7 protein-coding genes are annotated in these 12,631 nt (G+C 70.4%); all 7 read right to left on the bottom strand.

Annotated elements, in window-relative coordinates:
- Window positions 1–7 precede the first annotated feature (7 nt).
- Window positions 8–958: a hypothetical protein gene (locus ACQPXM_RS38200; protein WP_432942860.1), complete on the bottom strand. Its 951-nt coding sequence runs from the start codon at window positions 956–958 to the stop codon at window positions 8–10.
- Between the two features lie 76 nt (window positions 959–1,034).
- The gene (lysX, locus tag ACQPXM_RS38195) at window positions 1,035–4,382 is read right to left on the bottom strand and encodes a bifunctional lysylphosphatidylglycerol synthetase/lysine--tRNA ligase LysX (protein WP_432942859.1); all 3,348 of its coding nucleotides are present in this window, start codon (window positions 4,380–4,382) and stop codon (window positions 1,035–1,037) included.
- 30 nt (window positions 4,383–4,412) lie between these two features.
- Window positions 4,413–4,898, bottom strand: a complete 486-nt coding sequence (locus ACQPXM_RS38190) for a TspO/MBR family protein (protein WP_432942858.1) — start codon at window positions 4,896–4,898, stop codon at window positions 4,413–4,415.
- Between the two features lie 28 nt (window positions 4,899–4,926).
- On the bottom strand, window positions 4,927–6,156 hold the full coding sequence (locus ACQPXM_RS38185; RefSeq protein ID WP_432942857.1) for an ROK family transcriptional regulator: 1,230 nt from the start codon (window positions 6,154–6,156) through the stop codon (window positions 4,927–4,929).
- A 173-nt stretch (window positions 6,157–6,329) separates the two neighbouring features.
- Entirely contained in the window at window positions 6,330–9,254 is a 2,925-nt protein-coding gene (locus tag ACQPXM_RS38180) for a helix-turn-helix transcriptional regulator (RefSeq protein ID WP_432942856.1), read from the bottom strand.
- A gap of 82 nt (window positions 9,255–9,336) precedes the next feature.
- Window positions 9,337–9,528, bottom strand: a complete 192-nt coding sequence (locus tag ACQPXM_RS38175; protein WP_432942855.1) for a hypothetical protein — start codon at window positions 9,526–9,528, stop codon at window positions 9,337–9,339.
- Between the two features lie 50 nt (window positions 9,529–9,578).
- Entirely contained in the window at window positions 9,579–12,443 is a 2,865-nt protein-coding gene (locus ACQPXM_RS38170) for a type 2 lanthipeptide synthetase LanM family protein (protein WP_432942854.1), read from the bottom strand.
- Window positions 12,444–12,631: the final 188 nt, after the last annotated feature.

The raw sequence follows: 12,631 nt of genomic DNA, 5'->3' as shown, positions 1-12,631 counted from the left end.
CGCTGGCTCAGAACGCGTCGACGTCGCTGGTGGAGGCGTTGCCGAGCAGGGTCGGTTGCAGGTCGATCTTCCAGGCCTCGTTGCGGCCGAAGCCGTCGTCGAACTTCTGGAAGCTGCAGCCGGCGCTGAACTGGCGGCGCTTGGGATTCCAGTCGGTGCCGCTCTTGAAGAACACGTGGTACTTGCCGCCGATCCGGTTGATCGTCGCGGTCTTCTTGGCCTGCACGTAGACCAGCAGGTGCGGCTTGCTCGGCGGTTTGCCGTCGGTGACGATCGCGACCGCGACGTCGTCGGTCGTGCCGTTGGTGACCTGCAGCCGGCCCGAGCCGCGCGGGCCGGAGCGGACCAGGACGTCGCCGTTCGACGGGCGCTGGTCGGCCGGCTCCGGGCCGAGGTCGGGCAGCGTCGTCCCGAACTTCAGCCCGAAGCGCTGCAGCGGGGCGATCGCGCCGGTCAGGTCCGCGGTGAGTTTCCGCTGCACGTTCTGCGAGGTGTAGACGACTCCGCCGCACTTGGCGTTGGTGTCGACGTTGTCGGCCTGCGTGCCGGTCAGGGACGCGGCCGCTGCGCGCAGCCGTGCCTGCAGTGTCTTGTGCGCGGCCGCGATGTTCGGCTGGACCTTGAGGATGGCCAGCTCGGCGGCGGTCGAGTTCAGCGACTCGGCGAGCGTGTCCATCGCGTCGGCGAGGTTGTCGCCGCTCTTCGCGCCGGTCAGGCCGCGCAGGTCGGTCGCGATCTGCTGGTCGATCTTCGCCAGGCTCGCCTGGTACTGCGCACCGGTGAGCGGGCCCGCCGGTTTCGGCGGGGGCGCGGGCGCGGCCGTGGTCGTCGTCGTACCGGCCGTCGGGGTTGTCACCGCCGACGTACTCGGGTCGGCCTCGCTTGCCGAACCGTCCCCACACCCTGCCGCCGTACCGAGCAGTGCCACCCCGAGCACCACCGAAACCAGCTTCTTCATTTGTCCCCACCCCAGGTCCGTGGAACCCCTTGTCCGCAAAGCGTAAGGGCCTTACGGGTCCGTCGCGACCCGTAAGTCAGCTCCGGGGTGCCGGACGGACGAACGGGAAGGCCAGCGTGGACCGGATGTTCTGCCCGGTCAGCATCATCACGATCCGGTCGACGCCGAGTCCCAGCCCGCCGGTCGGCGGCAGCGCGTACTCCAGCGCGGCCAGGAAGTCCTCGTCCAGCGACATCGCCTCGGGATCACCGGCGGCGGCCTTCAGCGACTGCTCGGTCAACCGCCGCCGCTGCTCGACCGGGTCCACCAGCTCCGAGTACGCCGTACCGATCTCGGCGCCGAACGCGACCAGGTCCCAGCGTTCGGCCAGCCGGGGGTCGGTGCGGTGCCCGCGGGTCAACGGCGACGTCTCGAGCGGGAAGTCGGTGTAGAAGGTGGGCAGCGTGGTCCGTGGCTCGACCAGTTCGTCGTACAGCTCCAGCACCAGCTCGCCGGCGGTCAGCTCGAAGCCGGCGCGTACGCCGTGTTTGGCGCACACGGCGCGCAGATGCGTGACCGGCGTACCGGAATCGATGTCGACTCCCGTGGCTCGGCTGACCGCTTCGTGCACGGTGACGACCGGCCAGTCGCCGGAGATGTCCAGCTCCTCGCTGTCGCGCTGGACGACCGGCTTGCCGAACACCGCGACGGCCGTCTCCAGCAGCAGCTCGCGGGTCAGCTCGCGCATCACGTGGTAGTCGGCGTACGGCTGGTAGGCCTCGACCGAGGTGAACTCGGGGTTGTGGGTGGCGTCGGCGCCCTCGTTGCGGAAGTTCCGGTTCAGCTCGAAGATCTTGCCCAGCCCACCGACGCCGAGCCGCTTCAGGAACAGCTCCGGCGCGATCCGCAGGAACAGCTCGGTGTCGTAGGCGTTGATGTGCGTGACGAACGGCCGCGCGTTCGCGCCGCCGTGCACCGCCTGCAGCATCGGCGTCTCGACCTCGGTGAAGCCGCGCGCCTCGAAGCCCTGGCGCAGCGCGCGTACGGCGACGCTGCGGTGGCGCAGCATCCGCAGCGAGTCCGGGTTCATCACCAGGTCGAGGTGGCGCTGGCGGACCCGGGCCTCGGGATCGGTGAAGCCCTTGCGCTTGTCGGGCAACGGGTGCAGGCACTTGGCCGCCATCGTCCAACTCGTCGCGGCGACCGACAGCTCACCGCGGCGACTCGTCACGACCTCGCCGGTGATGCTGACGTGGTCGCCGATGTCGACGTACCGGTACCAGTTGGCGAGGTCTTCGGGAGTGCTCGCGGTCAGCATCACCTGCAGTTGGTCGAGGCCGTCCTGCAACTGGGCGAAGGCCAGGCCGCCGTGGTCGCGCAGCCGGACGACGCGGCCGGTGACGGAGACCTGGTGACCGGTGTGGTGGTCGGGCGGCAGGTTCTCGTGCAGGGCGCGGATCCGCTCGAGGGTCTCCGTCCGCGGCACCGTGACCGGGTACGGATCGATGCCTGCGGCAACCATTGCGGCGAGCTTGGCGCGCCGGATCCGTTCCTGCTCGGTGAGTTTGCGGTCGGGCAGTGCCGGGCGGAGCAGCTCGTTCTCCTGCTCCTGCACGGTGACCGCGAACTTCGCGCTGTTGCCGACCGTGATCGCGTGCCGGTCCGTGCTGGTGCTGGCGTCGACCCGGGTCCACGGCCGGGGCGCGGGCAGGAACCCCTCAGCGGTGCCGGCCGCGAGCAGGACCTGCGCGAGGGAAGCGCCGCGGGAGTAGCAGATCAGCCGCGGCGACCAGCGCGGCAAGTACTTCTCGTTGCTCTGGTAGAGACTCTCCAGCTGCCAGAAGCGCGAGGCCGCGGTCAGCAACGCGTTGGTCAGGCGCAGCACCGGGCCGGCTCCGACCCGCTCGGCGTCGCTGAAGATCTCGCGGAACATCGCGAAGTTCAGCGAGATCCGGTGCACACCGAGATCGCCGCAGGCGTCGACCAGTGCGGTGACCATGAACTCCATCAGCCCGTTGACCGACTCGGGATCGCGGCGCATCAGGTCGAGCGAGACGCCGCGCACGCCCCACGGCGCGAACGACAGCAACCCGCGAACCGCGCCCTCGGAGTCCCGCGCGATGACCATCACGCAGCGCGCGTCGGCCGCGTCGCCGAGCCGGCCGAGGGCCATCGAGAAGCCGCGCTCGGTCCGGGCGCCGCGCCACTGCTCGGCCAGTTCGACGTACTGGGCGAGTTCGTCGGCGGCGAGATCGCCGTGCCGGACGACCTGCGCGTGGTACCCGGCGCGCTGGGCGCGGGTGACGGCCTGCCGGACCGGCCGCATGGTCCGGCCCTCGAGCGTGAAGTCGGCGACGTCGATGATCGCCTCGTCGCCCATCGCGAGCGCCCGCAACCCTGCCTCGACGTACGCGCGTGCGGCCTCTTCGCTGGCTGACAGCACGGCGGGGGACCAGCCGTAGGTGCGGGTCTCGGTCAGCCAAGTCCGGATCGCGGCGGGCCAGGCGGCCGGGTCGCCGAGTGGATCACCGCTGGCCAGACTGACGCCGTTGACCACCCGGTACGCGATCGCGGCGTTGCGGTCGGGGGAGAAGACGACGGCCTTGTCCCGGCGGGTGGCGAAGTAGCCGAGGCTGTCGCGTTCGCCGTACTGGAGCAGGAGACGGCGGACCTCGAGCTCCTCGGACTGGCTGAGGTAGCGCACCCGGCGCACCGAGCGGAGGAAGATCCAGAACGCGATCACCAGCGAGGCCGCCGAGATGAAGCCGACGGTCAGGCCGACCCACGGGTGTCCCTCGTGACCCGAGCCCATCCGGGCCCGGCTCTGCCCGAAGGCGGCGAAGACGGCCCAGCCGATCTTCTCCTTCTGGCCGTTCAGGGTGTTGGGGAAGACCTGGGTCAGCGTGATGCTGACCGCGATCGAGATCAGCAGCCCGGTGACCAGGGCGCCGATCGCCAGCCGGCGGCTACCGGGTGCCAGCCGGGCCGGGAAGCTGTCGCGGATCTTCCACAGCAGCACGATCATCAGCACCGGCACGACCACGCGCACGATGCCCAGCTCGAGGTCCTCGACCGAGGCCCGGCCGAACTCCGCGATCAGATCCGGATCGTTCGGGTTCGCGATCTGCACGCTGATGAAACCGAGCGCGGCGATCTGGGTGATCAGCGTCAGCCCTTCGAAGACCCACAGCACCCACAGCAGCGCGGCCCGCTTGCCGCGCAGCAGGGCGCTGCCGACCACCGCGAGATAGACCGCGGACAGGAACGTGTGCCCGGCCGGGATGCCGAAGAAGTCGATCACCGCTTCGACGTGCTTGACCACCTCCGGCGCGGCCAGGTGCAACGGCACCGCGACGAACGACCAAACGGCGGCGGTGACCACCGCTCGCCCCACCCAGAGGGCCGCCCGCTGCTGCCACTTCGGGATGGCCTGTTGCCCTGACACGCAGTGATCATCCCACTGCGCGCCTCCGGATCAGCGGTTGAGCCACCAGATGGTCGCGTTGAGCGCGGCGGCGAACGTGGTCCAGGCCCAGTACGGGAGCAGCAGCGCGGCGGCCGGCCGGCTGACCTGACGGAACGTCATCACGGTCCAGGCGATCGCTGCCCACAGCAGCACGATCTCGACCAATGCCAGGCCGATCCGGTCCGCGCCGAAGAACAGCGGGGTCCAGATCGCGTTGAGCACCAGCTGTACGGCGTACGGGACGAGCTCGCGGGACCAGCCGGTACGGCGCCAGACGAGCCAGCCGCTGACGGCGATCATCGCGTAGAGCACTGTCCACACCGGGCCGAACAGCCAGCTCGGCGGGGCCCAGCCGGGCTGCTGGAGTTCGGCGTACCGCTCGGTGGTGCCCTGGACTCCCAGTACGCCGATCAGCGCCGCTGCGGTGACCGCGACGGCGCAGACTGCCAGCGCGCCGGCGCTACGGAGTGGGCGGCTGTCGGTCCAGGTGCTCATGCCCGCTCGGTGCCCGGCGGTGTGCTCTTTATGCAGGACTGGTGAGCGCCGGGGTCGGGAGCTTGCGCTGCCAGACCTCGTCCAGCGCCATCCGCATCGCACCGGTGACGACAGCGTCCTCGGCCAGAGCGGACAGCTCCAGCTTCGGGTGGTTCAGCGTGAGCAGGCGGAGCTGGTCGGAGATGGCGTCCAGCAGGACCGCGCCGGCCCGGGCGACACCGCCACCGATGACCACCGCGGTCGGGTCGAGCACGAGCACGGCGGGGGCCAGTGCGCGGGCGAAGTCGCGGGCGACCTGCTGCACGACCGCCTGGGCGATCGGGTCGCGCTCGGCCGCGGCGGCGAACACGTCGGCCGTGTCGAGCTGGTCGCGACCGAGCTCGGCCAGCCGCGACTCGGGGTGGTCGATCACGGCCTGCCGGCCGAGGGCGGCGATCGCCTCGGAGCCGACGGCGCGCTCGAGCGGTCCGCGGCTGTCCTCGGGGTTGATCACGTCGTCCGCCGCGGTCGCGATGAAGCCGATCTCGCCCGCCGCGCCGGTCCCACGGTGCAGGCGACCGTCGATCACGATGCCGGCGCCGAGCCGCTCACCCCACTGGACGGCGAGCAAGGTGCCGGTGCCACCGCGCGCGGCGGCGATCGCGAGGGCGGCCAGGTTGGCGTCGTTGTCGAGCATGACCGGGCAGTCGAGCAGGCTGCGGACGTGCTTGACCAGGTCGATCGAGGACCAGCCCGGCACGCTCGGCACCAGCTGGACCCGCCCGGTGTGCTCGTCGACGATGCCCGGGCTGGCGGCGACCGCGGCCGCGATGTCCTCGGCCGGGACCTCCGCCTCGGCCAGCGCCTCGGTGATCACTTCACTGATCACGCCGAGCAGCTCCTGCGCACTCCAGCCCGGGCCGGACCGGCGTACGAGGGAGAGCTTGCGGCCGGCCAGGTCGGAGACGCCGACGGTGACCCGGTGCGGGCCGACGTCGAGGCCGAGCACCGGTGCCGCGCGACCACGCAGCGACACCCGGATGGCCGGCCGCCCGAGCGAGCGGTCCGCGGAGTCCGGCCCGTGCTGCTGCAGCCAACCCGCGTCGAGCAGCTCGTCGACCGCCTGCGCGACGGTCGGTCTGGCCAGGCCGGTCCGCTCGACCAACTCCGCCACCCGCAGCGGTGCCGGGGCCGAGCGCCGGACAGCGTCCAGCACAGCGGCGACGTTGATCCGCCGCAGCATCGTCGTACCGCCGCCGCCGACCGTTCCCTTGCTCATGTCCGACCCCTTGCCTGCCACTCGCCCATCCTATATAGAAAGCGAGCGTTCATAAATTACCTGCGGAATGCCGCGCGCCGCCGCTCCGGCTGGGCGGTCACCCGGAGATGCGTGCGACGACAACTATCACTGTCCGGCCGCGACACGCCCGAGCACACGCGCAGGCCCCGGGATCAGTCCTGCAACACCGTCCGCGCGAAACTACTGAGCGCCTCCCGATCCGGCTGCCGCGTCTTGGTCATCAAACTCGCCACATGCTTCTCCACGGTACGGGGAGAGATGTGCAACCGCGACGCGATCGACTTGTTCCCGATCCGGTCGACGAGCAGGAGACAGACCTCGTATTCGCGGGTGGTGATACCGAGCCTGCGCAGGTTCGCGGGGACCTGGTCAGACCCGCTGCGCCGCTGTGGAACGGTCTCGCCCCACTGCCGTAGCTGACTCCGGCAGGCGCTGGCGACCGGACCGATCTCCGCCTGGTGGAACCAGTCCTCGGCCTGCCGCAGCCAGTCGACCGGCGTACCCCAGCCGTCGGTCCAGGCGGCTTCGGCCACCAGCCGCAGGCCGAGGTGCCGGGCCATCGGGTAGATCTCGGAGGTCGTCAGTGCGTCTGCGACCTGCTGCGCTGCCTCGTCGCCCTTGCCTGCCCGGCCGAGCAAGATCGCGTGCGCCAGATGGACGAACTGCTTGTTCCACCGCATCTTGCTGGCCGAGGTGGCGCGAACGACCTCCAGGTGCTCCCAGCTGTTCCGCCCGGACAGTACGCCGAGCAGCAGACCGACGCCGTTTTTTCCGGAGGTGTGGAAGGTGGTCGGGTTCTGGGCGTCGTAGGCCAGTGCCTGCGCCATCTCCGACTCGGCCAGCTCCCGGTTCTCCTCGAGCAGGGCGCAGAACGTGCGGGCCAGCCCGTACGAGTACGGCAGCTCGTACGACGCGCGCTCGCCACCCCAGGTCGCGGCTTCGGCCAGCGCCGACTCCATCGCGGCCCGGTGGCCCTGATGCGCTTCGAGCATCGCCTTCGTGGCCAGGAAGTACGTCGCCGACCGGCCGATCCGTACCCGGCGGGTGAAGTCCAGGCACTCGTCGATGAGCCGGCCGGCCCGCGCGTGCTCGGACCGCATCACCAGCGCCTGGGCGATGGTGCCGTCCACTTCGTAGGCCAGCGAGATCGCGCCGATCCCCATCGCCTGCTGGCGGGCGCGTTCGAGCTCGACCAGGCTGCCGGTGGCCAGCAGGATCGAGCCGGCCTGGAAGATGTGCGAGCAGACCCGCTGGAAGGTCAGGTTGTTCGCCTCGGCGACCTGACGGGCCCGGTGGAAGTAGTCGATCGACTGGTCCAGGTCCTTCTCGCGGGACAGGATGCCGAGCAGCTGCAGGGCGTCGCAGGCCACCGCCGGCAGCTCGGCACGCTCGGCCGCGGCGGCCGCCCGGGAGGCCAGCTCGGTCGCGGACTTGATCCGCCCGGGACTGGTCCGCGCCAGCTCGAGATGAGCGGCGATCGCGTCGACCGGCGCGAAGTCGGCGTCGCCCGCGTCACTGCCGAGCAGCGACCGCGCCGTGGCGACGTGGGTGAGAGCAGCGGCCCATCGGCCGGCCATGTGCTCGAAGTTCGCCAGCTGCACGTACAACGAGGCGACCTTGCGGCTGTCCAAGTTGCGGTAGGCCATTTGCTCGATCGTCGCCGCGTGGGCAGCGCTGTTCTCGAACTGCCCGGTCTCGCTCAGCGCGATCAGAAGGGAACCGAGGATGTCGGCCCGGTGGCCGATGTCCGGGTCGGACTCGAGCAGCGCGGTGGCCCGCTCCAGGAGTTTGACGGCCGATTCCATCGAGCCGTTGTCGAAGGACCGCTGGCCCGCGGAGGCGAACAGCCGGCCGGCGCGGATCGGGTCCCCGCCCGTCTCGGCCAGCTCGGCCACCATCGTGCACCACTCGCCGGGCAGGCCGGGATGTAGCTGCTCGATGGCGTCCGCGCACCGGCGAGCCAGTTCGCCGCGTTCGGTCGGGGTGATGCCGGCCAGCAACGCCTCGGCGGTGAGCGGATGGCGAAACGCGTACCAGTCCGGGACCGGTTCGTCGGGTCCGACCAGTTGGGCCGCCAGCCCTGCCCTCAAGGTGGCCAGCAGCAACCGTTCGTCGGTGTCGGTCGCCTGGCGCACCACGCTCAACGGGAACCGGTGACCGATTACCGCGGCCAGCACCAGGAGGTCCCGCGACTCGGGTCCGAGTTTCTCGATCCTGCTGGTCACACTGCGCACGATCGAACCCGGTACGGAGGTGCGAAGCCCTTCGACGACCTGGATGCTCCCGTTCGGGGCCGACACCAGTTGCCCCGAGCGAGTCGCCTCCTGCAGCAACTCCTCCACCACCAGAGGAACTCCGGCGCTGTCCTGCCACATCCGGTCGATCAGGAGGTCGGGAACCTTTGATGCAGAGACCTCCAGGCAGTCGCCGATCAGCTGGCCCACCTGGTCCCGGTCGAGTGGGCGAAGCTCCACCAGGTCAGCCGTCCCACGCTGCGCGGCGATCTGCGCGAGCTCGCGGGCCGGGCACTCCTCCGCGCGCAGGGTGGCCACCAGTGCCACCGGGCCGTCGTTCACGCTGTCGACCAGGTACTCCAGCACCGCCAGTGTTTCCGGGTCCGCGCTGTGCAGATCCTCGAGGACGAGCAAGCAGCCGTTGTCCCGGCCGACCAGCTCCAGCAGCCGAAGCACCGCCTCGCCGAGAATGACCGGTGACACCGCAGCCTGCGGTGTCGCGGTGTCACTCCACTCCGGAATCACCCGGCCGAGCACCTGCCGGTACGCGCCGAGCTCGTCGGGCGACGGCATCTCACCCCGGCGGATCAGCGACAGAAACGCTTCCGTGAAAGGACGGAACGGGACCAGGGTGCCGAGCGCACCGACACGGCCACGTAGGGTGACCATGCCGGTGTCGAGTGCGATCGTGGTGGCGACCGCGGACAGCCTGCTCTTGCCGATGCCGGGTTCGCCGACCAGGAAAGCGGTGCCGCCGCGGCCCTCACGCGTCGCGGTCAGCAGGTGGTGGAGATGATCGATCTCCCCGTCCCTGCCGACCAGATGTGACGCGCGGGTCTGCATGCTTGCCAACTTTAACGACGGACAGGCCATGACGCAGTGGAATCGGCAGGTTCCGACCCGCTCACCTGGTCGCCGGCCGCGGTCACTGCTCCAGGGTCGGCCAGGTGCTGCACGCCTCGGTGGCCGCGGCGAGACCGATCGCGCCCATGCCGACCAGACCGATCAGGGCCATGGCGCGCGAGCCGATCCGGCTGCGGGCCGGTGGGAGCGGTGCTCCGAGCGGGTCGGCTTCATCGGTCTCGGGGCGGTGGTCGTGGTCGTCATGGGCGGTCATGGTGATCTCCTATCGGGGAAAACGGCTGATCGGCGAACGGGTGGACGCCGTCAGACAACTGGAGGTGGAAAGAGGAACGAAGGCACTTGCCGGTGAAAGCCCAGACGCAACAGGCCGTAGCCGATTCCGGCCAGTCCGTTCAGCAGACCGGACGACGCAACGGATCCCGGCGTCCCGCACCGTGGGCCGTGGTGCGCCAGTGCGGTCAGAACCATGCCCGCGCGGCGCCGCCGAACCGCTTCGGCCGCCGGGTACTCGTCGACCAGCCACAGCAGGGGCTCGAGAGCGCCGAGCTCGCCGTGACACAGGCTGAGATCGTCCAGCAGTGGGCGGTTCCGGGTGGTCCTGAGGTACTCATCCACGTCGATCGGTTGGCCGGCCGACCACCGGGCGAGAACTGTTCCGGCGTGCCCCGAGCACCATCCGGGCGTTGGCGCGTCGCTGCCGAGGCGGGTGGCGACGAGCGCCGCTTCGCGATGCCGCGGATCAGCGGAGCGATAGCGGCCGAGCGCCCAGGCGATGCCCAGGTGGCCACGGGCGAACCCGAGTCCGTCTGCCGGACCGACGCCGCGAGACGCTGACTGCTCGATCGACGAGGCCAGCTGATCGGCGTACTGGACGGCGAGCGAAGCAGCGGTGTGAACCCCTTCGATCGCTTGCATGGCGGCGAGACCGCCCGCGGCGCCGTCGACGAAGTTCGGAAACGCCGAGTCGGGCTCGACCTGTCCGCACAGCTCCAGTACGTCGGCCAGCCAGGCGGCGGGCGCTGGGTTGTCCAGCAGACCGGCCAACCGGTGCAGGCCGTACGCGATGCCGCCGAGCCCGTGCATCCCTACGCCGATCGCCTGTACCGCGGCCGGATCGGTGCGCAGCGACTCCAGCAGAGACGGAACGGGCTGGATCGCGTCCCACGCCAGTTCGCCGTACTTGGATGCACCGGTGAGCCGGCCCACCTGGGCGAGGAACAAGGCGGTCCCCAAGTATCCGCTGGTGAGTCCCGCGCCCATCGGAAGCACGGCCCAGTGGTGGTCGTCGAGCAGTTCGAGACCGAGCCAGTTCACTTGTCCGCCGCGATCGCCGACGGCCTGGGCGACGATCTCATCTGCGATGTCGGTCGCCGAGGCCAGCAACTGTTCGGGATCTGCCTCGGTCGTGCCGAGACCCGGTCGCGACGGCCTGGCCGTGTGCACGACAGGCCCCGGCCGAGTCGCCAGCGAGGCCGAGATGATCCAGAGCTGACGGTGCTGATCGACTTCGTTGAGTGCCGCGATCTTGGCCCGGACCCGGTCCAGACCGCTCTCGCCGAGCAGTTCAGGAATCCGCGTGCCGTCCGCTGCCCAGACATCCGTGCCGCCGGGGCGGGTGACGAAAAGCGGTACGTCGCCCGCACGAAGATCGTCGAGCTCGTGCGGGACCAATCGCCGGGTTGTGACGTCGGTCTCCCACAGCAGATCGAGCCAGGCCTCGCGGTTGTCGGCCGTTCGCAGCGCGTTCGGATGGGTGGCCTCGTCCAGCAGGCTGGTGTAGACGCGGGTCGGGCGTGCGACGTACCGAACCTCGTCGTCGGCGCAGCGCTCGATCGGGCCGTCGGGTCCGAGGAGTTCGTCGCGGTGCCGGACGATGGTGGTGTAGGCCAGCCGGAATCCGGTCGCGATGCCGAGCTCGTGGTCACGGGGTTCGGCCGCGCCCCCGTCGAGGTACGGACGGTTCCGGCCGCCGCGCGTCCGCGCCCTTCGCCGGACGAGCCGCATCGTGTCCAGTCCGGCGTCGGCCCAGTCGACGACGCTGTGTGGTGCGAGGGTGTCCGCGTCACCGCCCAGCCCGGACAGATCCGCGACGCCGTGCTCGCCGGCCAGCAGCAGTGGCAGCAACGCGGTGCGGTAGACGGAGTCGCGCAGCGCCGCGTGCGCCGGGTCGATGCCGGTCGCGGTCTCGACCGTCGTGTTCGGGTGGAACAGCGTCTCGACGTCGACGAGCACCGGTTGGTCGCCCGCGGCGATCAGGTTCTCGTAGTGCATGTCGGTGCCGTCGAGCACGTACAACAGAGCTAGTAGGGCGCCCTGCCGTTGATAGAACCGGCTCACTCCGGCGAGGTCGGTGCACGGGTGGTAGTCGATGTGCTCGAGCCAGCCGTACCCGCTCCGGGCGAGGACCCGGACCACCCTGATCGCCAGGCCGGTCCGGTCGTTCATCCACTGCACCAGGTCGTTGAAGTGCACATGCAGGTCGAGAGGCCGCGGTTTGTAGATGATCCGCCGGTTGCCGGCGAAGGTCAGGGTCGCGGTGCTGCGCCCGCCGTGGTGAAGGTCGCCGCCGGGCTGGACGCCAGTCAGCGGCCCGGGGTCCTGGCCACCGAGCAGGTCGGCGACCAGGAGCTCACGATCCTCGGCGAGGCGAGCCAGTAGTTCGAGGTGGCCCTCGACGCTCTGCCGGCACGCCTCGCCCAGGACCCGGGCCAACACCGGGTACGCGGCCAGGAAACCCGCCAGCTCGCTCCCTCCAACGAGCCGGTGGGTGAAGTCGGTGAAGCGTTCGGCCGGGGTGGCGCCGGCCAGTTCCCCGCGTTGGCGTGCGGTGTTGAGTTCGAGTACCAGGGTGCGGGCCGAGAGTTTGACCAGGCGCAGGCCCAAGCGGTGCAGGAACTGTTCGGTGACCGGGCCGCTATGGCCGGCGGCGGTCAGGTCGTCGCGGGCGGTCTGGAGCAGGGGGTGCAGGCAACGGATCACCGCCTGCTGCCAGTCGCCGTTCACCGGTTCCTGGACAGATCGCGGTGCCGTGCTGCCGTCAAGGCTGCGTTCCACGTACGCCGCCCAAGCCGGCATCGGCGACTCCGGCTCGTGCGGAGCGAGCCCCGCTGACCACCAGGCTTTCGGCTGGTCGGTCGGGGGCGCCCCGGCGGTCGCTGAGTCGAGCACGGGCACAGCGTCGCAGTCGGCGGAGCAGAAGACATGGGTATCGATCCCCCATATTTCCGCAAGCGTTCGCTTCGACGTGGGTGTCCCACAAACGCTTGTTTTGCTGCTGTCCGCGGGACGGTGACTGGGGGTTGACCGCCCCGCGGCAGCAGCGCCTGTTCCGGCCGGCCTCTGGTGGAAGGCTTGTC

Source organism: Kribbella sp. CA-253562, assembly GCF_050942265.1.
Taxonomy (GTDB): Bacteria; Actinomycetota; Actinomycetes; order Propionibacteriales; family Kribbellaceae; genus Kribbella.
This window is presented reverse-complemented; position numbering and strand designations above follow the sequence as displayed.

What these genes read in the sequence shown, in the direction of transcription:
- ACQPXM_RS38190 (WP_432942858.1), bottom strand. Translation starts at nt 4,898, where the DNA reads ATGAGCACCTGGACCGACAGCCGCCCACTCCGTAGCGCCGGCGCGCTG.
- ACQPXM_RS38185 (WP_432942857.1), bottom strand. Translation starts at nt 6,156, where the DNA reads ATGAGCAAGGGAACGGTCGGCGGCGGCGGTACGACGATGCTGCGGCGG.
- ACQPXM_RS38200 (WP_432942860.1), bottom strand. Translation starts at nt 958, where the DNA reads ATGAAGAAGCTGGTTTCGGTGGTGCTCGGGGTGGCACTGCTCGGTACG.
- ACQPXM_RS38180 (WP_432942856.1), bottom strand. Translation starts at nt 9,254, where the DNA reads ATGCAGACCCGCGCGTCACATCTGGTCGGCAGGGACGGGGAGATCGAT.
- ACQPXM_RS38175 (WP_432942855.1), bottom strand. Translation starts at nt 9,528, where the DNA reads ATGACCGCCCATGACGACCACGACCACCGCCCCGAGACCGATGAAGCC.